This is a genomic window from Flavobacterium sp. (genome assembly GCF_040382755.1).
GTDB lineage: Bacteria > Bacteroidota > Bacteroidia > Flavobacteriales > Flavobacteriaceae > Flavobacterium.
Genome location: NZ_JBEIET010000023.1, coordinates 1 through 24,920, shown reverse-complemented (window position 1 = coordinate 24,920; position 24,920 = coordinate 1). Strand labels below are relative to the sequence as shown.

Here is a 24,920-nt window from a genome sequence, read left to right as displayed (position 1 = left end):
TTAGATGCGATTCGAGATGTCAAAAAACAATACCAACGCAATCATAATTTATGGGATGTAGATACAGATAAGATGCCTATTTTCGGAACAATTGCATCGCAGTTTAACGATCCAGGAATGAACACGTTGTACAAATCCATTATGGATAAGATTGTAGAAAAAACAGGAGCTGATTTAAAATCGACCTTTGAAATTACTCGTGAAATGAGTGAGAAGATTTTCGTAATCCCACCTCATAGACCGCGTTATTTATCTGAAATTGCAGAAAATAATAGAAAATACGATGAAACGGCACTTTCTCAAGTAGAAGTAGCTCAAAAATTATACGGAATTTTCAAAACTGTGGAATCGGTTAACGGTAATTTACCACAATTAGATAAAGCAGGAATAGTTGAAGATTCTTTAAAAATCACTGCCGATAACAAAGATTTCGTTTCGTTATTGACTAAAGAATTCGATAGAGTAAAAATGAACCTTGACCCATACAATTGGGAAATCATTCTAACTTGGGATGAAAAAGTAAACAAATACAAGAATCCTGTGTACAGTTTTAAAGTTCGAGATAAAGAAATTAAAATCGCAACACATACCGAATCGCTTTCGCATTCGCAGATTCCAAAAGTAGCGTTACCAAAATACCAAGCTTGGGGCGATATTTTGAAATGGAATTTACAAGAAAACGTTCCTGGAGAATTCCCTTTTGCGTCTGGTTTGTATCCATTTAAAAGAGAAGGCGAAGACCCAAGTAGAATGTTTGCAGGTGAAGGTGGTCCAGAACGAACGAACAAGCGTTTTCACTATGTTTCTGCCGGATTGCCAGCAAAACGATTATCAACGGCTTTTGATTCGGTGACTTTGTACGGAAATGATCCACACATTCGTCCTGATATTTATGGAAAAATTGGTAATGCCGGAGTTTCAATTTGTTGTTTAGATGATGCGAAGAAATTGTATTCTGGTTTCGATTTGAGTCATCCAATGACTTCGGTGTCTATGACGATTAATGGACCAGCACCAATGTTGTTAGGATTTTTTATGAATGCGGCTATCGATCAAAATTGTGAAAAATACATTATTGAAAATAGTCTGCAAAAGGAAGTTGAAGCTAAAATCAACGAAATTTATAAGCAAAAAGGCGTAACGCGTCCGACGTATCAAGACGATTTACCAGAAGGAAATAATGGTTTAGGGTTGATGCTTTTAGGCGTAACTGGTGACCAAGTTTTGCCATTAGATGTTTATAATGATATCAAAGTTAAAACGTTAGCACAAGTTCGTGGAACAGTGCAAGCGGATATTTTAAAAGAAGATCAAGCACAAAATACCTGTATCTTCTCTACAGAATTTGCATTGCGTTTAATGGGCGACGTACAAGAATATTTCATTAAAGAAAACGTTCGTAATTTTTATTCGGTTTCTATTTCAGGATATCACATTGCTGAAGCAGGAGCAAACCCAATTACCCAATTGGCATTTACGTTAGCCAACGGTTTCACTTATGTAGAATACTATTTGAGTCGCGGAATGAACATCAACGATTTCGGTCCGAATTTATCATTCTTTTTCTCTAACGGAGTGGATCCAGAATATGCGGTTATTGGTCGTGTAGCTCGTAAAATTTGGGCGAAAGCCATGAAAAACAAATATGGAGCAAATGAAAGAGCTCAAATGTTGAAATACCACATTCAAACGTCTGGGCGTTCGTTACATGCGCAAGAAATTGATTTTAATGATATTCGTACCACGCTACAAGCATTGTATGCGATTTACGACAACTGTAATTCCTTACATACGAATGCGTATGACGAAGCCATTACTACTCCAACAGAAGAGTCTGTGCGAAGAGCTATGGCAATTCAGTTGATTATTAATAAAGAATTAGGTTTGGCGAAAAACGAAAATCCAATTCAAGGTTCGTTTATTATTCAAGAATTAACGGATTTAGTGGAAGATGCAGTTTTACAAGAATTTGACCGAATTACAGAACGTGGCGGTGTATTGGGTGCGATGGAAACTATGTATCAACGCTCTAAAATTCAGGAAGAAAGCTTATATTATGAAACCCTGAAACATACAGGTGAATTTCCAATTATTGGAGTAAATACGTTTTTGAGTTCAAAAGGATCACCAACAGTTATTCCTGCTGAAGTAATTCGAGCAACAAAAGAAGAGAAAGCCTATCAAATTGACATGCTAACGAATCTGCAACAAGCAAATGCAGATACAGTTTCTAATCAAATTGAATTATTACAAAATGCAGCAATTAAAAACGAAAATATATTTGCCTTATTAATGGAAGCTACAAAAGTGTGTTCGTTAGGTCAAATTACTAGCGCGTTGTTTGAAGTAGGAGGACAATACAGACGAAATATGTAATTTTGATTTACGATTTACGATTTAGGATTTCGAGATTGTAATAGGAAATACTAATGTTTTAAAATATAAAACCTTTCAGAAATGGAAGGTTTTTTTATTCTTTAAATTTTCTATGATGTAGCATTGTTACTATTGAAACTACTATAAATGGAATCGTTGAAAGTGCAATCTTGTAGTTTAAACTAATTATTCCTATGAAAAGCATAAATAAAAATAGGATGCCTAAACCAAAAATACTAATATAGGTTAATTTTTTACTTGGTTTATTTTGGAACAAGGTAAACAATAATAAAAATTGCGAAATTACAGGTAAAATTATAAATGGATGAAGAACTGAAATTGGACTTGTAAATAATTTAGAAAAAATTTCAATTTCTGCTTCAAACAAAAATAAATGATTATTTCCGCTCCATTCCAAATAACCAAAGAGTGAGAAAATGATAAGAAGAAAATTTAATGTTTTACTTTTCATTATATTAATTACTCATTCGGTTCAATGTGAATTAGAACATGTCCTAACTCTAATATTTTACTTCTTAAAGTGTCTTTTAATTTGTGCGCCAAATCGTGTCCTTCTTTAACTGTAATAGTTGCATCTACAATAGCGTGTAAGTCCACATGATATTTCATTCCTGCTTTTCTAATAAAGCACTTTTCTGTACCGATTATCCCATCTACTTTTAACGATTCTTGACGAATATTTTCTACTAAATCGTCATAACGATGTTCGTCCATAATTTCACCAAGTGCTGGTCGGAAAATCATATAACTATTATAAAGAATAAAAAACGAAGCTAATAAAGCCGCCCAATCATCAGCAGATTCGTATCCTTTTCCTAAAACCAAAGCTATTGAAATTCCTATAAAAGCGGCAACCGAAGTTATCGCGTCACTTCTATGGTGCCAAGCATCTGCTTTTAAAGAAGAGCTATTTGTGATAATACTTTTTTTCATTACCGTTTGAAACGAATATTCTTTCCAACAAATTATTAATCCTAAAACAATTAGTGTCCAAGATTTTGGTAAATCATGAGGCGTCCCAATATTTAATATACTTTCATAGGCAATAATTGTAGCAGAAGTAATTAAAAATCCTACTACAAGAAAAGTAATTAAAGGTTCGGCTCTTCCGTGCCCGTAAGGATGATTTTCATCTGCAGGTCGGTTAGAATATTTAATTCCAAATAAAACTAAAAACGAAGCAAAAATATCCGTTGTAGATTCTATAGCATCAGCAACTAATGCATACGAATTTCCAAAAAAACCCGCCAATCCTTTAATTAATGCTAAACTGGTGTTGCCAATAATACTAAAATAGGTGGCTTTTATAGCGGTTTGCTCGTTTGTCATTTACTTGTTTTTGTTAAAAAGTTACGTTTACCTTATTAGTTTTTCCATCTCTAATAAAAATAACTTCTTTCGTTTCACCGGAGTTAATTTTGGATAAACATTCCATATAACTATAAACTTCTTTTACTTCGCAATCACCAATTTTAGTAATTATATCTCCTTCTTTAATTCCGGCTTTTATCGCTGGACGGTCTTCAGTTACACCATCTACGTGTAAACCATCTCCATGCTCTGCATAATCAGGCATAATACCAAGTGTTACTTTGTATTTTGCCATTTTCTTTTCGCTGTTTATTTTGGTTTTGGTAAATTCAATGTTTTCTTTATCGGCCAATTCATTTGCAATTCTAAAAACATAATTTACAATATTGGAAACACCATAATAATTAATTTTTTCTTCATCATCACTTGGTTTGTGATAATCTTCATGTGTTCCGGTAAATAAAAACAGTACAGGAATATCTTTTAAGTAAAATGAAGTATGATCAGATGGTCCAATTCCACCAGTTTCTTCTGTAACTCCAAATCCCGCAGGTTTGTTACGTTGAATTAATTCAGAGAAAATAGGAGAGGTGCCAGTTCCACCAACTACCAGACTTTTTTTGTCGTCTAATCTTCCAATCATATCCATATTAATCATTGTGATTACATTTGGATACAATGTTTTAATTGACTCAGCCATATGTTTCGAACCAATTAATCCATCCTCTTCGCCAGAAAATAAAGCAAATATGAAATTCACTTTTTCTTTTGTCTTGTTTTTTGAATAGATACGAGCCAAATCTAACACACCAGCAACACCAGAAGCATTGTCGTCTGCACCATTATGAATCATACCTTTTGAAAAAGGTTTGGTAGAATTATTATGTTCGTTTCTTCCTAAGTGGTCATAATGTGCCCCTATTACAATAGTTTTATTTGCCCCATTGTCCAAGTAAGCTACTACATTGTTTGAATTTAATAAATCTCCTACAACTGTTGAATCTGCATGTGGATTGGTTTTGTAGCGATATGAAAAAGGTTGTAAAAATGTTTTGTTGTATGGTTGTAAACCTAATTTTTTAAATTCACTTTCAATATATTTTGCTGCTGTTTTCTCAGCTTTACTTCCAGAAAGTCTTCCTTCTAAGGCATCAGAAGCTAAATAGGTAATGTGTTTTTTTAAGTTGTTACTATCCGCATTTTCAACGTCATCTGTTTCAACCCAATCTGCAATAAAAACATTTGTTTCACGTGCTTTATCTTGTTGGCGATTACTTGAAAATACTAATTTTTTTCCGTCAGGCGAAAATTGTGGAAACGCATTAAATTCACTTTCATAGGTAATTTGTTTCAATCCCGTACCATCGATATTAATCATATATAATTGAAAATCATATCCTTTAGTAGCGTGATGATTAGAAGAAAAAATAATTTTTTTGTCCGATGGATGAAAAAAGGGCGCCCAATTGGCTTTACCTAATTTGGTGATTTGCTTTAAATCTGAGCCATCAATATTGCAAGTATAAATTTCCATATTAGTTGGCATCACTAAATTTTCTGCCAATAAGTCTTTGTATTCTTTAATATCTTTTTCAGTGGTAGGACGAGAGGAACGAAAGACTAATTTTTTACTATCGTGTGAAAAGAAACATCCGCCATCATAACCCAAACCAAACGTAATTTGTTTTAAGTTACTTCCGTCAATATCCATTGTATAAATTTCTAAATCACCTGAACGAATACTTGTGAAGGCTATCTTTTTTCCATCAGGAGAAACAACAGCTTCTGCATCGTAACCTGGAGAATTAGTTAATTTTTTTACAATTTCACCAGATTTAGTTGCCATGTAAATTTCAAATTCTGGATAAATTGCCCAAAGATATTTTCCGTCTTTTGGTTTCGGCGGGGCAGGGCAAGCTACATTCGCTTCATGCGTAGAGGCATAAATAATGTGTTTGCCATCTGGCATATAATATGAACAAGTGGTTCTTCCTTTACCTGTAGATACTAATTTCAGATTGTTAAAATCAGTTATGGGTTGTGTCAAATCTAACGAGTAAATTTGATCGCAAGGCACACCAAATTGAGTATTGGTAACTTGCAGGGTTAAGTTTTTACTATCAGGACTAAAATAAGCCTCAGCATTATCACCACCAAAAGTTAGTTTTTTAATGTTTTGTATGTTTCTTTCTTGTCCTTGAACGGTTAATGAAAGAAGTAAAAACGAAAGAAATGCGTATTTTTTTATTGCCATTTTATTTTATATTTTATTTATTTTTTAAGATTCTATCTGCTTTCGGCTTTCGACTTTTAACTTTTGACTTTTAGCTTTTAGCCATGTACAGTAACACCTTCACCATATTTAGCGATTACACTCGCTTCGTATGCTAACCAAGCTTTCCAGCGTTTTTCTACATCGATATTTTCTGCATATTTTCTGGCTAAGTTTATAAAAGTGGTATAATGAGCGGCTTCACTTTCCATTAAGTCTCTATAAAACTGAGCTAATTCTTCATCTTTTAAATTTTCAGAAAGTACTTTAAATCGTTCGCAACTTCTGGCCTCAATCATAGCTGCAAAAAGTAAACGTTCTATTAAACCACATGCTCTACTTCCGTCAGAAGATTGCTTCATAAATTTGGCTAATTCGTTTACATAATCGTCTTTTCGTTCTCTTAAAAACTCGTAACCACGTGCCTTAATAATATCATGAACCATTTGAAAATGTTGCATTTCTTCAATAGAAATCGCAGTCATTTCGGTCACCAAGTCTTCTTTCTCAGCATTATTAATAATAAGCATTATGGCATTTGTGGCTGCTTTTTGTTCGCACCAAGCATGGTCACTTAAAATATCTTCTAAGTTTTCTTCTACTATATTTGCCCAACGAGGATCTGTTGGTAATTGCAATCGTAAAATGGACATGATTTTAAGGTTATGAGGTTTATAATGTTTATGAGTTTATTTGTTTAAGAGTTTAAAAGGTGTTGTGTGAAAGGTTATGAGGTTTATAATGTTTAAAAAAGTGTATTTGTTTAAAAAAGGCATTATGATTGCTACATAATACCTTTTTATTTAGTTTACTTTTTATGCTGTGTCAATTAAAAAACAAACATGGCTCTTTCGCCCATAAGTTCGTTAACTTCTTCAGCTACTTCTTCTATTATAGCTTCATTAGTGTAATTCATTAATACTTTATCAATTAAAGCAACAACGGTTTCCATATCTTCTTCAACCAATCCACGTGTAGTTATTGCAGGTGTTCCAACACGAATTCCTGAAGTTACAAATGGTGATTTGTCATCAAACGGCACCATGTTTTTGTTTACTGTAATTTCGGCTTTAACCAATGCGTTTTCAGCATCTTTACCAGAAATATTTTTGTTGCGTAAATCAATTAACATCATGTGATTATCAGTTCCTCCAGAAATTAATTTATAACCTCTTTTGTTGAACGCTTCTGCCATAGCTTTTGCATTTTTTTGCATTTGTAACGCATAACGGAAAAATTCATCTGTTAATGCTTCTCCAAACGCTACTGCTTTAGCGGCAATAATGTGCATTAATGGACCACCTTGATTTCCAGGGAAAACAGACATATCTAATATATGGCTCATCATTCTAATATCACCTTTAGGAGTAGTTAATCCCCAAGGGTTTTCAAAATCTTTTCCCATCATAATTAATCCACCACGAGGACCACGTAAAGTCTTGTGTGTAGTTGTTGTTACTATATGACAATGAGGAATTGGATCATTTAACAAGCCTTTTGCAATCAATCCAGAAGGATGTGAAATATCAGCTAATAATAATGCTCCAACTGAATCTGCAATTTCACGGAAACGTTTAAAATCCATATCACGAGAATAAGCGGATGCGCCTGCAATAATCATTTTAGGTTGTTCCTTTGTAGCAATTTCCTGTATTTTATCGTAATTTAATAATCCAGTTTCTTCTTCTACACCATAAAAACTTGCGGTATATAATTTACCTGAAAAATTTACGGGAGATCCATGCGTTAAATGCCCCCCGTGAGACAAATCGAATCCTAAAATTTTATCTCCTGGTTTTAAACAAGCTGCAAAAACTGCAGTGTTTGCCTGTGAACCAGAATGTGGTTGTACATTAGCATATTCAGCTCCAAATAATTCTTTTACTCGATCAATAGCAACTTGCTCTACAATATCTACTACTTCACAACCTCCATAGTATCTTTTTCCAGGATATCCTTCCGCGTATTTATTGGTTAAACATGAACCAGCAGCTTCCATTACCTGGTCGCTCACAAAGTTTTCTGAAGCAATTAATTCTATTCCATGAATTTGTCTGTCTTGCTCGTCTAAAATTAGGTCAAAAATAAGTTCGTCGCGTTGCATTTTTTAGTATAAATTTAAATTTTGTCAAAAATACAAAAAATGTTTGGCAAATTGAATCTATAGTTTAATTTTGATTGCTCAATTATCAACAAAATAATTTAAGAAAAAGATATGCCAAATTTTGCCAATGACCCAAGTAGAAAATCTTGGTTAGATATTAAAAAAGATAGCGATTTTCCAATTCAAAATATTCCTTTTGGAGTTTTTATAACTAAAGAAGATGTCATCACTATCGGAACAAGGATAGGTGATTATGCAATTGATATGGGAGCATTACAACAATTAGGCTATTTTGAAGGTATAGATCTTACTGACGATATGTTTATGCAAGATACGCTGAACGATTTTATTTCTGATGGAAGAAAAACTTGGCGTTTAGTACGAAATAGATTATCGGATATTTTTTTAGATTCCAATCCGAAATTAAGAGATAACGATTCACATAAAAATATTGTTATTTTTAAAATAGATGATGTTGAAATGTTATTACCTGTTCAAATTGGTGATTATACAGATTTTTATTCAAGTAAAGAGCACGCTACTAATGTAGGAAAAATGTTTCGCGATCCAGAAAATGCATTATTACCAAACTGGTTGCATATTCCAGTAGGATATCACGGAAGAAGTTCTACAATTGTTCCAAGTGGAATACCAGTTCACAGACCATACGGACAAACGTTACCAAATGGCGAAACTCAACCTGTTTTTGGACCTTCAAGATTGGTAGATTTTGAATTAGAAACCGCTTTTATTACTACGGATGCCAATATAATGGGTGAACCCGTTTCAGTTGCTGAAGCAGAAGAATGTATTTTTGGAATGGTTTTGTTTAACGACTGGTCGGCAAGAGATATTCAAAAATGGGAATATGTGCCATTAGGACCCTTTTTAGCAAAAAACTTTGCATCATCAATTTCACCTTGGATTGTTACTTTAGATGCTTTGGAGCCGTTTCGTTGTGCTTCACCAGAGCAAAACCCAAAGCCTTTACCATATTTACAACAAACGGGTAATCATGCATACGATATTAATTTACAAGTTGCCATTCAGCCAGAAAATGCTGTTGAAACAATAGTGTCAAACTCTAATTTTAAATATATGTATTGGACTATGAGTCAGCAATTGGCACATCATACAATAAATGGTTGTAGAGTAAATTCTGGAGATATGATGGGAAGTGGCACAATTTCAGGACCAACACCAGATTCTTTTGGTTCGATGTTAGAACTTTCTTGGGGTGGTCAAAATCCAATTAAGATGAATGATGGTTCGGAACGAAAATTTATTAATGATAACGACACCGTAATTATAAGAGGATATTGTCAAAATGACCAAATTAGAATTGGTTTTGGAGAAGTATCAAGCAAATTACTTCCAGCTATTGAATTGAAATTTTAAGTTTAAAATCTAATATTTATAAAAAAAATACTCCTAACTTTTTTAGGAGTATTTTTTTTATGTAAACTGCTTCAAATCTTCCGTAGAAATACTGTCGTGTGATTCATTAAAAACAGCTTTTCCATTTCTGATAACTACTATTTGTGGTGATTGATGCACTACGTTATATCTGCTTGCAATTTCATTAGATAAATCTCTGTGATTTAACAAATCTAATAAATACCAATCTATTTTTTCTTCAGGATAATTAAACTCAGCATCAAATTGTTTTAGCGCCATTCTACTAATGCTGCATCGTGTACTGTGTTTGAAAAGGACAACCGATTTCGTTTGAGAAATTTCATCTATTTCATCAAATTGTTCCATTTTATCTAAGGTATAAAATTTGGCTGTCTCTTTTATTTCATCCTTGGAAGTGTTTGCATTTTCTTTAAAGATATTTTTGAAAAAACTCATATTTGTTAATTTTTTAAGACAAATTGTCTGAATTTAATGATTTTTGATGTTATTTTAATGACATTTTGTCAATGTTTTGACTATGGAATATAAATTGACCTTATTTAAACAAAGATACAATTACAAAAGTAAAATTAATTAGTGATTAAAAAATATATACTATGAATTTAAATAACTTAACCATAAAATCGCAAGAAGCATTACAAGTAGCGCAGCAAATTGCTACTGGATTTGGACAGCAACAGTTAGAAAATGAACATATTTTCAAGGCCATTTTAGATGTAGACACATCTGTTACACCATTTATTTTGAAAAAAGTAAATGTAAATATGGATGCATTTCAAAAAATGTTAGATCAAATCATTCAAGGATTTCCTAAAGTTTCGGGTGGAGAAGTTATGTTTTCTAGAGAAGCATCTTCTACATTAAATGAAGCTACTACTTTGGCCAAAAAAATGAATGATGATTTCGTATCTCTTGAACACATCATTTTAGCCATTTTCAAATCGAAAAGTAAAGTCGCTCAACTATTAAAAGACCAAGGTGTTACCGAAAAAGATTTGATTTCAGCTATTACTGAACTCCGTAAAGGCGAACGAGTTACTTCCTCTTCAGCAGAGGAAACGTATAATGCTTTAAATAAATACGGTAAAAATTTAAATGATTTAGCTAAAAATGGAAAATTAGATCCCGTAATAGGTAGAGATGAAGAAATTAGAAGAGTTTTACAAATTTTAACTCGAAGAACAAAGAATAATCCGATGTTAGTTGGTGAGCCAGGTGTAGGTAAAACAGCAATTGCAGAAGGATTAGCACATAGAATAGTGGATGGTGATGTACCTGAAAATTTAAAAGATAAAATTGTTTATTCTTTAGATATGGGAGCCTTAATTGCGGGTGCGAAATATAAAGGCGAATTTGAAGAACGATTAAAAGCCGTTGTAAAAGAAGTAACTTCTGCGGAAGGCGACATCATACTTTTTATCGATGAAATTCATACACTTGTAGGAGCAGGAGGAGGCGATGGAGCTATGGATGCGGCAAATATATTAAAACCCGCTTTAGCTCGAGGTGAATTACGTGCTATTGGTGCTACAACTTTAGATGAATATCAAAAATATTTTGAAAAAGATAAGGCGCTTGAACGTCGTTTTCAAAAGATTATGGTTGACGAACCTGATACAGAAAGTGCCATTTCTATTTTGCGTGGAATCAAAGAAAAATATGAAACGCATCATAAAGTTAGAATCAAAGATGATGCTATTATTGCTGCTGTTGAACTTTCACAACGTTATATTACGAATCGATTTTTACCAGATAAAGCAATAGATTTAATGGATGAAGCGGCTTCAAAATTACGTATGGAAATTAATTCAAAACCTGAAGAATTAGATGTTTTGGATAGAAAAATTATGCAATTAGAAATTGAAATTGAAGCCATAAAACGAGAAAAAGATGAATCGAAATTAAAGATTTTAAATATTGATTTATCAGAACTAAAAGAACAACGTAATGAAATTTATGCCAAATGGAAATCAGAGAAAGATGTTGTAGATGCCATTCAAGGTTATAAACAACAAATTGAAGATTTTAAAATTGAAGCAGAACGCGCGGAACGTGATGCAGAATACGGAAAAGTTGCCGAACTAAGATATGGTAAAATTGTTGAAGCACAAAAGAAATTAGACAAGCTACAAATTGAATTGCTCGAAAATCAAAGTGAAAAATCGCTTATTAAAGAAGAAGTTACTCAAGAAGATATTGCTGAGGTTGTAGCCAAATGGACGGGAATTCCAATAACAAAAATGCTACAAAGTGAGCGTGAAAAATTGCTAAATTTAGAAGATGAATTGCATAAAAGAGTAGTAGGACAAGAGGAAGCTATTGAAGCTATTTCTGATGCGGTACGAAGAAGTCGTGCGGGATTACAAGATATGAAAAAACCCTTAGGAACGTTCCTTTTCTTAGGTACAACTGGAGTAGGTAAAACAGAATTAGCCAAAGCGTTAGCTGATTATTTGTTTGATGATGAAAATGCGTTGACTCGAATAGATATGAGTGAATATCAGGAACGTCATAGTGTAAGCCGTTTAGTTGGTGCGCCTCCAGGGTATGTAGGATATGATGAAGGTGGTCAATTAACCGAAGCTGTAAGACGTAAACCCTATTCGGTAATTTTATTGGATGAAATAGAAAAAGCACATCCAGATACTTTTAATATATTGTTACAAGTTTTAGATGAAGGACGATTAACAGATAATAAAGGGCGTTTAGCCGATTTTAAAAATACTATTATCATAATGACATCTAATATGGGAAGTCATATTATTCAAGAGAAATTTGAAAATTTAAAAGGAAGCATTGATGCTGCTATGGAAACGGCAAAAGTTGAGGTTTTAGCATTATTAAAACAAACCGTTCGTCCTGAATTTTTAAACAGAATAGATGATATTGTGATGTTTACACCATTAACAAATGAAAATATTAAACAAATAGTTGGATTACAATTAAAATCGGTGTTTAAAATGTTAGCCTTACAACACATTTCAATGTCGGCTACAGAGGAAGCAATTTCCTATTTAGCTGTAAAAGGATACGAGCCAGAATTTGGTGCCCGACCAGTAAAAAGAGTGATTCAACGTGAAATACTTAATAAATTATCCAAAGAAATTTTAGCAGGCAGTATCACCGTAGATAGTATTATTTTGTTAGACAGCTTTGACAATCAATTGGTGTTTAGAAATCAGGAATAATTTTAAATAAATAACATTTTTTTTCCCAATGAACTTTTCAGTTTGTTGGGATTTTTTTTCGTTTTTATTATAATCGTATCTTTGAAAATATTATATAAGAAATTATTTATTTGTATGAACCTAATTGAACTCTTTTCACAACACGACATTTCAATATTAATATTTATGGCTATTGCCTCGCTTTTTGCGGGTTTTATTGATGCAGTTGTAGGCGGTGGCGGATTAATACAATTTCCTGCATTTATGATTTTGTTCCCAAATTCAACAGTGCCAACTGCTTTTGGAACGAATAAAATCGCTGGGCTTTCAGGTACTTCAATAGCCGCGGTTCAATATGCAAAACGAGTAAAATTTAATTGGAAATTATTATTCATTACGGCTTTTAGCTCTTTTATTTTTTCTTTTATTGGCGCTAAATTAGTAAGTCGAATCGATGTGAATATTCTTAAACCTTTTATCTTTTTTATGTTAATTGCTATTGCCATTTACACGTTTAAAAAGAAAGATTTTGGTTCTTTTGCTACAAAAGTATTATCCGATAAAAAAAAGTATTTATTTGGATTTTTACTAGGTATTATTATTGGTTTTTATGATGGTTTTTTAGGTCCAGGAACAGGAAGTTTTTTAGTTTTAGGATTTGTAACGCTTTTGGGATTTGAGTTTTTAGAAGCATCTGCGTATGCGAAAATAATTAATTGCATTACCAATATTTCTGCCCTATATGTGTTCCTTTCGCAAGGAAATTATATTTTAGAAATTGCAATTATTATGGCAGTTTTTAATGTTTTGGGAAGTATAATTGGTACCAGAATGGCTATTCTAAAAGGCAATCAGTTTATTCGAAAATTATTTTTATTGGTTGTAGTCCTAATGATTTTTCGTTATGGATATGATGTTTTTTTTAGTTAGATTTGTTTTTCATTATAAAACCCCAAATTTATGAAGAACATTGTAATTCTTTTCGGTACACTATTTCTATTTTCATGTCAATCTACCAAGAAATTTAATCAGCAGTTAACAAAACCTATAGCTGTAGCTCAGCTTCAAAAAGACGTTGATTATTCGTATAAAAAACTCAAACAATTACATCCAAAATTGTATTGGTACATTTCAAAAGAAAAATTAGATTATAAGTTTGATAGCTTAAAAAAATCTATTCAACAACCTATGACGGGTTTGGCTTTCTACAAAGAATTAAGCCAAGTGATTAAGAATGTTGGACAAGGGCATTTAAGCGTTTCACCAAGTTTACCAAAATTCACCAAAAAAGAAGCACAAGCGATTAATAAAAAAGGAAAATCACCTTTTTCACAATTCGATTTTGAATATATCGACAACAAATTAATAATTTTAAAAAATCGCTCAAGGCATAATATAAATGCGAATACTGAAGTTGTTTCCATAAATTCTGAAAAACCATCCGATTTAATTTCATTATTTTCTAAAAGAATAGCTTCGGATGGTTATAATACAACTTTTATTAATAGATATTTAGGAAAATATTTTGGTGCGTTTTTTAATTTAGATAAAGGAAAAGTACACGATAGTTTACATCTACTCTTAAAACTTGAAGGAAAGGATTCTCTTTTTGTTGTGAAACGAGACACATTCGGTTCAAATTCAAATCAAAAGAAGCCGAAATTATCAAAAAAAGAAAGAAAAGAAAAAGCCAAATTTAATAGTAAATACGGTTTTAATAGCGATACTAAAACATTTACAAGAGAATTAAAATTTATGGATAAAGATAGTATCACAGCAATGATGTCAATAAAAGGGTTTTCAAATGGTAATTCACACGATTTTTACGAAGATGTTTTTAATATTTTATCTGTAGCAAATACTAAAAATTTGATTATCGATTTAAGAAACAATCCTGGCGGAAGATTGAATGAAATTGCTGATTTATATAGTTATTTAGTTTCTCAACCATTTGTCTTTATTGATGATTACGAAGTGGTATCAAAAACCAGTTTTTTGCATATGAATTATTTTAAAGGAAGTGGTTATGTTACTAAGTTTTTTAAGATTTTAGGTGCGCCTATTTTTTATCCTTTATTTTATTTGAAAACAAGAAAACAAGCAAGTGGTACCTATTTAAGTAATCGTCATTCTAAACAAAGTAACCCAAAACAAAATAATTTTAAAGGAAAAATTTACGTGTTAATTAACGGTGGTAGTTTTTCTGCATCAAGTATTATTTCTTCAAATTTAAAGTCAAATCAACGTGCTTTCTTTGTTGGTGAAGAAACTGGAGGTGCTTATAATGGAACGGTTGCTGCACAAATGCCTTTGGTGCAATTGCCAAATAGTAAAGTGAATTTACGAATAGGTTTAGCTTTGGTAAGTGCCGCGGGTAAAACAAATATTGAAGGAAGAGGAATTTTTCCTGATAAAGAAATTTTGCCTACTTTAGAAGATAGAAAAAACAACATCGATCCAGAATTGAATTGGATTTTAGAGGATATTCGAAGAGAAAAAGAAGTAGAATTATTAATTAAACCCAAAAATAAATAGTTACAACACAGATTATAGAAATTATTAAAATTTTAGAAATCAATAAAACCCTGCGAACTTTGCTAAAATCTTTGCGAACTTTGCGGTTAAAAACAAATCAAAAGTTACAACACAGATTAAGGAAATTATATTAATTTTTAAAATTTTTACAATCTGTGTTTTTAAAAAATATAAAATGATAATTACAATTACAAACGCAACTTTAACAGCAACCATAAATACACTGGGTGCCGAATTAATTTCATTACTTAAAAATAATAAAAATTACATCTGGAATATAGACGAAACGTATTGGAATAAAACCTCACCGGTATTGTTTCCCATTGTTGGTCGTTTGAAAAATGATAGTTATTCATTTAATGAAAAAACGTATCTATTACCGCGACACGGATTTGCCAGAAACATGGAATTTTCATTCGATAAAAAAAGTGATTCTCAAGTTATTTTTGAACTTAATGAAACCGAAGAAACAAAAGCAATTTATCCTTTTAGTTTTAAGTTATTAATGGCATACACATTAATGGAAAACGAATTAGTTATTGAATACTTTGTACGAAATCAATCGGATGAAGTACTTCCTTTTTCTATTGGAGCACATCCTGCTTTTGCAATATCAGATAAACTTGAAAATTATTCATTAGAATTTAATGCAGCAGATACTTTCGAAACGCACCATTTAGAAAATGAAAGTTTTAATGGAAAAACAACTTTGGTTGATACAAAAAACAATGCTATTGCTTTAAATTATACTTTATTCGAAAAAGATGCTTTGGTTTTTAAACAATTAAATTCAAATGAAGTTACTTTAAAAAATAATGACAAAGCGATTTTAAAAGTAAATTACGATCATTTTCCATATTTAGGAATTTGGACCAAACAAAATGCTCCATTTTTATGTATTGAGCCTTGGTGTGGTTTAGCAGATGGCATAAATCATAACGGAAAATTAGAAGAAAAAGAAGGAATGAATCATTTACCAGCTGGTGAAGATTTTTTACGCGCTATCCGAATTGAAATTTTAGAATAAGTATTAAATTCTGGGTTTATTCAGACCTCTGTCATATAAAATAATACTACCAGCTACAGAAACATTTAAACTTTTTTCAGATTTAAATTTTACTAAATGATGACATTTTTCCATAGCTTTTTTAGTCATTCCGTGATCTTCTGCGCCTAATAAGTATACACATCGTTGTGGATGATGAAAGGTTTCTAAATCTTCGGCAGCATCATCAAGTTCAACGCCAACTAATCTTGCGCCTTTAGGCAAGTTTTCGTAAAATGCTTCAAAAGTATCATAATGAAAATAAGGAATCGCTTTTACTGCGTTGTGTGTGTCGCAAGCTTGTTTTGCATATCGTTTTCCAATGGTGAAAATAAAACTCGCACCAAAATTCTGAGCCGAACGCCAAAGCATTCCTAAGTTTTCAGGTGTTTTTCCGTTTTGTATGCCTATTCCAAAAAATTCGTTTATAAAATTATCGTTCATATTGGGATATGTAAAATAAACAGCAGATTAAAAGTCTATAATCTTTTATCTATTTAAATTAGTCTTTGTAATTCTTTTTTATTGGAAAGGGTAATTTTTTTGCCTTGTAAAGAAATCCAACCTTCTTTGTTAAATTCAGATAATAATCGAATACAACTTTCAGTAGCTGTACCAATCATTCCAGCAATTTCTTCACGAGATAATTGAATTTTTAAACTTCCATCTTCGTGAATACCAAAGTCGGTTTCTAATTTAAGTAAGGTTTCTGCCAAACGTTGTTTTACTGTTTTTTGAGCCAAATTCACCATATTATCATCGGCATCTTTTAAATCGCCACAAACCGATTTCATCATATTTAATGAAAACTGATTATTTTCGTTAAAAAACTGTAATATTTCTTGTTTAGGAATAAAACAAACTTGCATATCTTCCACAGCAACAGCACTTAAATTTGTAGATTCTTCACTAATTAACGAACGTTGTCCTAAAAGTTCCCCTTTTTTTACGAGTTTCACAATTTGATCTTTTCCGTTATCGCTAAGTTTTGATAATTTACAAATACCGTCTTTTATACAATAAATACCATTTAAGGCATCTCCTTCGTCAAAAACTGTTTCTCCTTTTTTTACGGTGTACGACGTTTTACAATCGGCAATTTTCAATAACTCATCTTTATTTAATGCCTTAATAGCACTAAATTCTCTAACAATGCATTGTTCACATTTCCCCATAAAATCACAATTAATTGAAGTCGGTACAAATTTACAAATTGTATGACAAATATCATATTTTACTTATGAACAATATTTCACCTTTGTATCAGGTAAAATGAGCATTATTATGGACAATAAAAATTGTTTTCATTGTGGTAAGGAATATACTACAAAAGAAGAAATACAATTTGACGAAAAATCATTCTGTTGTGTGGGATGCAAAACAGTATATGAAATATTTAGTCAAAATGATTTAACATGTTATTACGATTTTCAATCGGCTCCTGGAGCCACACCAATAGAAATTAATGGTAAATATGATTTTTTAGATGATGAAAAAATTCAATCCAAATTATTGGAATTTCAAGAAAATACAATTCATATTGTTTCCTTATACATACCACATATTCACTGTAGTTCATGTATTTGGATTTTGGAAAATTTACAAAAACTTCAAAAGGGAATAAGTACTTCTCAGGTTAATTTTACACAAAAAAAGGTTCGAATTACCTATAATTCAGAACAAACCAATTTAAAAGACATCGTTTATTTGTTGTCATCCATTGGTTATGAACCGTATATTAGTTTAGAAAATTACGAAACAGGTACCAATCAAATTGATAGAAGTTTAATTTATAAATTAGGAATTGCTTTTTTCTGTTTTGGAAACATTATGCTTTTATCGTTTCCAGAATATTTTGAAGTGGATGAATTTTGGATAAATAAATATCGAAATTTCTTCAGAACGCTAATTTTCTTTTTATCCTTACCTTCTTTTTTATATTCGGCAAGTGGCTATTACATTTCTGCATATAAAAGTATTAAATCTAAAATGTTAAATATTGATATTCCTATTGCTTTAGGAATAATTGTCATGTTTGTGCGAAGTGTAATTGACATTACGTTCGATTACGGACAAGGTTTTTTCGATAGTTTAACAGGATTGGTTTTCTTTATGTTGTTAGGAAAATTATTTCAACAAAAAACATATGATTTTTTATCATTTGAACGAGATTTTAAATCTTACTTTCCAATTGCCGTGACGAAAATCAATCAGAATGGTGAAGAAGAACCTTGCCAAATTTATGATGTAGAAAAAGGTGACAGATTAATTATCAGAAATCAAGAATTAATTCCCGTTGATGGCATATTAATTTCACCAAAAACTGCTTTAGATTATAGTTTTGTTACTGGTGAAGCCATTCCAATTGAAAAAAAATCGGGCGATAAAGTTTTTGCAGGTGGTAAACAAATGGGCGGTATTATTGAAATGGAAGTGTTATTTTCCGTTTCGCAAAGTTATTTAACGCAATTGTGGAGTAATGATGTTTTTCAAAAAAAAATAGACCAAAAACACAAATCGATTACAGACAAAGTAAGTCAGTTTTTTACACCTGCTTTGCTTTTGTTGGCTTTTGGTTCCTTGGTATTTTGGCTATTTATAAACGCGTATTTAGCGTTTAATGTTTTCACCGCAGTGCTAATTGTTGCGTGTCCGTGTGCATTGGCTTTAACAGCACCTTTTACTTTAGGGAATGTGTTACGAATTATGGGAAATCATAAATTGTATTTAAAAAATGCACAAGTGATTGAACAAATGGCAAAAGTAGATACGATTGTTTTTGATAAAACAGGAACTATTACGTCGTCTTTAAAATCAAATATAGAATATACAGGTACAGATTTATCCAATAAGGAACTTGCAAACATTAAAAGTATTGTCAGAAACTCAAATCATCCTTTAAGCAGAAAACTATATGCGTTTTTACCTCAATCTGAAATAGTAGCAATTAATTCATACGAAGAAATTGTAGGAAAAGGAATGTTAGCTTCAGTTGAAAATGTTTCGTACAAAATAGGTTCTCTTCATTTAATAAATTTAGAATTAGAAATTGAAAAAGATAAAAATACTAAAGTGCATATTGAAATTGATTCAGAATATAAAGGCTATTTTGCTTTCAACCATCAATATAGAGAAGGGTTAAATACTTTATTCAATCAGTTGGATAAAAACAACTTCAAAACTGTCGTTTTATCTGGTGATAACAATGGTGAACAAGAGTATTTGCAATCCGTTTTGCCACAAAATACCACTTTGGTATTCCATCAAAAACCCGAGCAAAAATTAGAATATATTCAGAAACTTCAAAATGAAGGTAAAAATGTTATGATGGTTGGAGATGGATTAAATGATGCAGGCGCTTTAGCTCAAAGTAATATTGGAATCGCACTTTCAGAAAATGTTAATGTTTTTTCACCTGCTTGCGATGGTATTATGGACGCTTCGCAATTTCAAAAATTGTTTCATTATATACAGTATTCTAAAAACGCTATGAAAACTATTTATATGAGTTTTGGGTTATCATTATTATATAATTCAGTAGGATTAGCTTTTGCTTTAACAGGTAAATTATCGCCATTGTTTGCGGCTATTATTATGCCTATGAGTGCCATTACTATTGTGAGTTTTGTAACCATATTGAGTAAATTTTACGGTAAAAAAATCAAATCGTAATTCGTAAATTAAAATAAATTCAATATATGATAAATATCATATTTAGTTACATCTCGCTAATCTAAATTTGTTTAAAACTTATAGAGGTATGAGTATCATATATTTTCTTATAACCATTAGCATCTTAATAGCCATTGTGTTTTTAATCACATTCATATTAGCCGTAAAAAACGGTCAGTTTGATGATGATTACACGCCATCGGTTCGTATGCTTTTTGACGATGAATTAAAAAAAACTAAAACTAAATAAACATTAATTATGGAAATGCAACAATTTCGTTATGATAATAAAATCGTTCGTAATTTTATTTATGCATCGCTACTTTTTGGAGTAGTCGGAATGTCAGTAGGACTACTTGTGGCTTTATTTTATCTTTTTCCAAATTTAACAGACGGTATTCCGTGGTTAAGTTATGGAAGATTAAGACCTTTACATACCAATGCAGTAATTTTTGCGTTTGTTGGTAATGCCGTTTTTGCAGGAGTTTATTACTCTTTACAACGTTTACTAAAAGCCCGAATGTATAGCGACTTTTTGAGTCAGGTTAACTTTTGGGGTTGGCAACTTATTATTTTAGGTGCGGCTATTACATTACCGATGGGAATTACTACATCAAAAGAATATGCCGAATTAGAATGGCCTTTTGATATTGCTATTGCTTTGGTATGGGTTGCATTTGGTATCAATATGATTGGAACTATTGTTAAGCGTAGAGAACGTCATATTTATGTTGCTATTTGGTTTTACATCGCCACTTTTGTTGCAGTTGCCTTATTACATATTGTAAATAGTATTGCAATTCCTGTTTCATTAACAAAAAGTTATTCAGTGTATGCGGGAGTTCAAGACGCTTTGGTGCAATGGTGGTATGGTCATAATGCGGTAGCGTTTTTCTTAACCACACCGTTTTTAGGATTAATGTATTATTATTTACCTAAAGCTGCTAATAGGCCGGTATATTCATACAGATTATCAATTATCCACTTTTGGTCTTTAATTTTCTTATACATCTGGGCAGGTCCCCATCATTTATTATATTCTACCTTACCAGATTGGGCTCAAAATTTAGGTGTGGTGTTTTCAATTATGCTGATTGCTCCATCTTGGGGAGGTATGATTAATGGGTTACTTACATTAAGAGGTGCTTGGGATAAAGTTAGAACTGATGCCGTTTTAAAATTCTTCGTAGTAGGCGTTACAGGTTACGGAATGGCCACTTTTGAAGGACCAATGTTGTCGCTTAAAAATGTAAATGCGATTGCACACTTTACAGATTGGATTGTTGCACACGTTCACGTTGGCGCATTAGCTTGGAATGGTTTTATGACATTTGGTATGATTTATTGGATAATTCCAAGAATTACTAAAACAAAACTATATTCAGAAAAATTAGCCAATTTTCATTTTTGGATTGGAACATTAGGTATCATTTTATATGCATTACCAATGTATGTTGCAGGATTTGTTCAATCATTAATGTGGAAACAATTTAATGAAGATGGAACGTTAATGTACGGTCAGTTTATGGATACCGTCGTTGAAATTATGCCAATGTATGCGATGCGTGCAGTTGGAGGCGTTTTATACTTAGCAGGTGTTTTAGTTGGAGTGTACAATGTGATTAAAACAGTAAAAGCTGGTTCTGCAGTTACAGATGAAGAAGCAGAAGCAGTTGCATTGCCAGTAATCGCATCAAGCCGATTAAGAAATGAAAAATTACACGCTTGGTTAGAACGTAAACCAGTTCAATTTACAATTCTTACAGTTCTTGCCGTTTCAATTGGAGGATTAATTCAAATTGTACCGATGTTAATTGTAAAATCTAACATTGCTACTATTACAAGTGTAAAACCATACACACCATTAGAATTAGAAGGTAGAGATTTATATATCAGAGAAGGTTGTAACAATTGTCACTCTCAACTTGTTCGCCCATTTAGAAGCGAAGTAAAACGTTACGGTGAATATTCTAAATCAGGAGAATATGTTTATGATCATCCCTTTTTATGGGGTTCAAAACGAACAGGTCCAGATTTAATGCGAGTAGGTGGAAAATACCCACACAGTTGGCACTTTAGCCATATGTGGAATCCACAAGCTACCACAACAGGCTCTATAATGCCAGCGTATAAATGGATGTTTGATAATAAGAAAATGAAACATGACGACATTCAGAAAAAAATGAGTGTTATGAAAACGTTAGGCGTACCGTATACAGATGCCGAAATTGCTAATGCATTTATAAGTATTGAAAAACAAGCTACTGAAATTGAAAAAGGGTTAGAAACCGATCCAAATTTCTCTAAATCGTATGCCGCAAGTAAAGAAAAAGCAAAAATTACAGGTGAAACTTTCGTACAAATGAAAGATAGAGAAATTGTAGCTTTAATTGCTTATTTACAACGTTTAGGAACAGATATTAAAGTAAAAAAATAAGGGACTATGTTGAAATTTGTAAAACACAACTTAGAAGGAATTAATGGAGTAGAAATTTATCCAATAATATCGTTAGTAATTTTCTTTATCATATTTATTTCCTACTTAGTGTACGCTTTGTCTTATAGCAAAGAACAAGTGAAAATTATGAGTGAATTACCTTTTAACGAGAAATAAAACAACAAGATTATGAGAAAATATATTCCAGTTTACATTAGGTTTCCGTTTTTTTACCTAATTGTTTTTGCCTTATCAGAATATTTTATCGATTCTGGAGACCGTCCAGCTTTTGTAAAATATCCAATAGTGCCATTAATGCACGTATTATTAATTTTCATTTTTATTGTAATAGAAGTGATACTGAATGCCGTTGACAATGTGTCATATCAATTATTATCAGATGAAGCCAAAGTGCAATTTGATATTGATAAAGCAAAACCATTTACTCAATCCGAGTTGTATAAAAAATGGATGTTTAAAATTTCGGCTTTAAAACCAATTGAAGATGAGAAAGACATTCAATTAGATCACGATTATGATGGAATTAAAGAATTAGATAACGGTTTGCCGCCCTGGTTTACGGGTTTGTTTTATGCTACAATTGTGTTTGCGTTGGTATATTTAGTTCGTTTTCATATAGTTGGAGATTACACACAAGACCAAGAATATGTAATGGACAATGCTTTAGCTGAAAAGCAAGTAGAAGAATATAATAAAACCGCTCCAGATTTAATGAATAAAGAAAAAGTTACTTTACTTACTGAACCTGCTGCATTAGCCGAAGGAAAAGCCATTTTTACAACCAATTGTGTGCTTTGTCATAAAGCAGATGGTGGTGGTGCCATTGGTCCAAATTTAACAGATAAAAACTGGATTTTAGGAGGTGGAATTAAAAACTTATTCAACACCATTACTGAAGGTGGACGACCTGGAAAAGGAATGGTAGCTTGGAAAGAAAGTTTAAAACCAACAGAAATTCAAAAAGTAGCAAGTTACGTTTTATCACTTCAAGGTACTAAACCAGAAGCTGGAAAAGCACCAGAAGGTGACGTGTGGAATGAAGATGGAGCCTTAAAACCAACCACTACTGAGTTGATTGTGACCGATACTATTGCAAAAAAATAATAACAGTTTGGGTATACAATAGTATACCCAAATTTGTTTCAGCAGTAATGCTAAATAAATAAATATGTCAAATATTGAAGAGGATAGTTTCCGAGATTCCATTGGAACTATAAACGAAAAAGGAAAGAGAAAATTTATTTTTCCAAAGAAACCACAAGGAAAATATTACGATAGAAGAAAGGTATTAAGTTATGTATTATTAACGTTTTTACTTTCAAGTCCGTTTATTAAAATAAATGGCAATCAGTTCTTGTTATTTAATGTATTAGACCGCCGATTCAATATTTTTGGAATGCCTTTTTGGCCTCAAGATTTTTACTTGGTCGTAATTTTAATGATTACAGGTGTAGTTGGATTAACGTTGTTTACAGTTGCTTTTGGTCGAATATTTTGTGGTTGGTTTTGTCCGCAAACTATTTTTATGGAAATGGTTTTCAGACGAATCGAATATTGGATAGATGGCGACAGAGGTGCTCAAATAAAATTAGAAAATCAAGAATGGAACGCAGAAAAAATTAGAAAACGTGTATTTAAATGGTTTGTGTTTTTGATTATTTCTTTTGGTATTGCCAATGTGTTTTTAGCTTATTTAGTTGGAAGTGATACACTTGAAGCGATGATTATTGAAGGGCCACTAAGTAATGTAAAAACCTTAGTTGTGTTATCCATCTTTACTGGAATTTTTTATTTTGTTTTTACTTGGTTTAGAGAACAAGTTTGTATTATTGCTTGTCCTTACGGAAGGTTGCAGGGTGTTTTATTAGACAATAAATCCATTGTTGTAGCTTACGATTATGTTCGTGGTGAAAGTGAAAATGGAAGAGCCAAATTTAAGAAAAATGAAGACCGAAAAGAACAAAAAATTGGTGATTGTATTGATTGTCATCAATGTGTAAATGTTTGTCCTACTGGAATTGATATTCGTCATGGTACACAATTAGAATGTACCAATTGTACGGCTTGTATGGACGAATGTGATTTGATGATGGAGAAAGTGAATTTGCCTAAAGGATTAATTCGTTATGCAAGTGAAGTGGAAATTTCAAAAAAAGAAAAATTCCAATTAACCACAAGGATGAAAGGATATATTGCTGTTTTAGTAATATTAACGACCGTGATGGTGTCAATGATTTTATTGCGAACAGAAGTTGATACGAAAATTTTAAGATTATCAGGTCAGTTGTACGAAGAAAAAGGAAAAAACATTAGTAATGTATATACGTACAGAATCATCAATAAAACGAATGATAATTTAAAAAACATTACTTTTAAGTTGATTCATCCCAAACAAGGAACATTAAAATTAGTTGGGAATGCAACGTTGCATGTTGAAAAAGCAAATGCTGCAACAGGAACTTTATTTGTTGAAATCCCATTGGTTTTATTGGAAACGGATAACACAAAAATTAATATTGAAGTACATCAAGGAAATAAAG

At 31.9% G+C, this 24,920-nt stretch carries 20 protein-coding genes; 12 read left to right on the top strand and 8 right to left on the bottom strand.

Going from position 1 to position 24,920, the window contains the following annotated elements; translation table 11 throughout:
- Window positions 1-2,376, top strand: a 2,376-nt coding sequence (locus ABWO04_RS04090) for a methylmalonyl-CoA mutase family protein (protein WP_353077565.1), incomplete at its 5' end; no start/stop codon positions are given.
- A gap of 94 nt (window positions 2,377-2,470) precedes the next feature.
- Here ABWO04_RS04090 and ABWO04_RS04085 read toward each other — a convergent pair.
- The 5 genes from ABWO04_RS04085 to glyA all read right to left on the bottom strand — a co-directional run bounded on the left by ABWO04_RS04085 (window position 2,471) and on the right by glyA (window position 8,084).
- Window positions 2,471-2,848: a hypothetical protein gene (locus ABWO04_RS04085; protein WP_353077563.1), complete on the bottom strand. Its 378-nt coding sequence runs from the start codon at window positions 2,846-2,848 to the stop codon at window positions 2,471-2,473.
- Between the two features lie 8 nt (window positions 2,849-2,856).
- Window positions 2,857-3,726: a cation diffusion facilitator family transporter gene (locus tag ABWO04_RS04080; protein ID WP_353077561.1), complete on the bottom strand. Its 870-nt coding sequence runs from the start codon at window positions 3,724-3,726 to the stop codon at window positions 2,857-2,859.
- A gap of 13 nt (window positions 3,727-3,739) precedes the next feature.
- Window positions 3,740-5,962 (bottom strand): M20/M25/M40 family metallo-hydrolase, encoded by a 2,223-nt coding sequence (locus tag ABWO04_RS04075; RefSeq protein ID WP_353077559.1) that lies wholly within the window; start codon window positions 5,960-5,962, stop codon window positions 3,740-3,742.
- A 77-nt stretch (window positions 5,963-6,039) separates the two neighbouring features.
- Window positions 6,040-6,627 (bottom strand): MiaE family protein, encoded by a 588-nt coding sequence (locus ABWO04_RS04070; RefSeq protein ID WP_353077568.1) that lies wholly within the window; start codon window positions 6,625-6,627, stop codon window positions 6,040-6,042.
- Window positions 6,628-6,809: 182 nt separating this feature from the next.
- Window positions 6,810-8,084 (bottom strand): serine hydroxymethyltransferase, encoded by a 1,275-nt coding sequence (glyA, locus tag ABWO04_RS04065; protein WP_353077557.1) that lies wholly within the window; start codon window positions 8,082-8,084, stop codon window positions 6,810-6,812.
- A 111-nt stretch (window positions 8,085-8,195) separates the two neighbouring features.
- On the opposite strand from glyA, the gene fahA reads away from it, so the two are divergent.
- Window positions 8,196-9,482: a fumarylacetoacetase gene (gene fahA / locus ABWO04_RS04060; protein ID WP_353077555.1), complete on the top strand. Its 1,287-nt coding sequence runs from the start codon at window positions 8,196-8,198 to the stop codon at window positions 9,480-9,482.
- Between the two features lie 57 nt (window positions 9,483-9,539).
- On the opposite strand, the gene ytxJ is transcribed toward fahA, so the two are convergent.
- Window positions 9,540-9,938: a bacillithiol system redox-active protein YtxJ gene (gene ytxJ, locus ABWO04_RS04055; RefSeq protein WP_353077553.1), complete on the bottom strand. Its 399-nt coding sequence runs from the start codon at window positions 9,936-9,938 to the stop codon at window positions 9,540-9,542.
- Between the two features lie 161 nt (window positions 9,939-10,099).
- Between ytxJ and clpB the strand changes: the two genes are divergently transcribed.
- The 4 genes from clpB to ABWO04_RS04035 all read left to right on the top strand — a co-directional run bounded on the left by clpB (window position 10,100) and on the right by ABWO04_RS04035 (window position 16,232).
- On the top strand, window positions 10,100-12,691 hold the full coding sequence (gene clpB / locus ABWO04_RS04050) for an ATP-dependent chaperone ClpB (RefSeq protein ID WP_353077551.1): 2,592 nt from the start codon (window positions 10,100-10,102) through the stop codon (window positions 12,689-12,691).
- 114 nt (window positions 12,692-12,805) lie between these two features.
- Window positions 12,806-13,600, top strand: a complete 795-nt coding sequence (locus tag ABWO04_RS04045; RefSeq protein WP_353077549.1) for a sulfite exporter TauE/SafE family protein — start codon at window positions 12,806-12,808, stop codon at window positions 13,598-13,600.
- Between the two features lie 30 nt (window positions 13,601-13,630).
- Entirely contained in the window at window positions 13,631-15,205 is a 1,575-nt protein-coding gene (locus ABWO04_RS04040) for a S41 family peptidase (protein ID WP_353077547.1), read from the top strand.
- A gap of 175 nt (window positions 15,206-15,380) precedes the next feature.
- Window positions 15,381-16,232, top strand: a complete 852-nt coding sequence (locus ABWO04_RS04035; RefSeq protein WP_353077545.1) for an aldose 1-epimerase family protein — start codon at window positions 15,381-15,383, stop codon at window positions 16,230-16,232.
- Window positions 16,233-16,235: 3 nt separating this feature from the next.
- On the opposite strand, the gene ABWO04_RS04030 is transcribed toward ABWO04_RS04035, so the two are convergent.
- Both ABWO04_RS04030 and ABWO04_RS04025 read right to left on the bottom strand, forming a co-directional pair.
- Entirely contained in the window at window positions 16,236-16,694 is a 459-nt protein-coding gene (locus ABWO04_RS04030) for an RNA methyltransferase (RefSeq protein ID WP_353077543.1), read from the bottom strand.
- 53 nt (window positions 16,695-16,747) lie between these two features.
- A complete protein-coding gene (locus ABWO04_RS04025; protein ID WP_353077541.1) occupies window positions 16,748-17,425 on the bottom strand; it encodes a Crp/Fnr family transcriptional regulator in 678 nt (225 codons plus the stop codon).
- 109 nt (window positions 17,426-17,534) lie between these two features.
- On the opposite strand from ABWO04_RS04025, the gene ABWO04_RS04020 reads away from it, so the two are divergent.
- From ABWO04_RS04020 to ccoG, 6 genes are all read left to right on the top strand, one after another.
- A complete protein-coding gene (locus tag ABWO04_RS04020; RefSeq protein WP_353077567.1) occupies window positions 17,535-19,922 on the top strand; it encodes a heavy metal translocating P-type ATPase in 2,388 nt (795 codons plus the stop codon).
- Between the two features lie 88 nt (window positions 19,923-20,010).
- Window positions 20,011-20,172 carry a cbb3-type cytochrome oxidase assembly protein CcoS gene (ccoS, locus tag ABWO04_RS04015; RefSeq protein ID WP_291241849.1) on the top strand — a complete coding sequence of 54 codons (162 nt, stop codon included), beginning with the start codon at window positions 20,011-20,013 and terminating at the stop codon, window positions 20,170-20,172.
- Between the two features lie 9 nt (window positions 20,173-20,181).
- The gene (gene ccoN, locus ABWO04_RS04010; RefSeq protein ID WP_353077539.1) at window positions 20,182-22,359 is read left to right on the top strand and encodes a cytochrome-c oxidase, cbb3-type subunit I; all 2,178 of its coding nucleotides are present in this window, start codon (window positions 20,182-20,184) and stop codon (window positions 22,357-22,359) included.
- Between the two features lie 6 nt (window positions 22,360-22,365).
- The gene (locus tag ABWO04_RS04005; protein ID WP_291241851.1) at window positions 22,366-22,536 is read left to right on the top strand and encodes a CcoQ/FixQ family Cbb3-type cytochrome c oxidase assembly chaperone; all 171 of its coding nucleotides are present in this window, start codon (window positions 22,366-22,368) and stop codon (window positions 22,534-22,536) included.
- A gap of 12 nt (window positions 22,537-22,548) precedes the next feature.
- The gene (locus ABWO04_RS04000; protein WP_353077537.1) at window positions 22,549-23,484 is read left to right on the top strand and encodes a cbb3-type cytochrome c oxidase N-terminal domain-containing protein; all 936 of its coding nucleotides are present in this window, start codon (window positions 22,549-22,551) and stop codon (window positions 23,482-23,484) included.
- 64 nt (window positions 23,485-23,548) lie between these two features.
- The coding region (gene ccoG, locus ABWO04_RS03995) for a cytochrome c oxidase accessory protein CcoG (protein ID WP_353077535.1) at window positions 23,549-24,920 on the top strand (1,372 nt) is incomplete at its 3' end.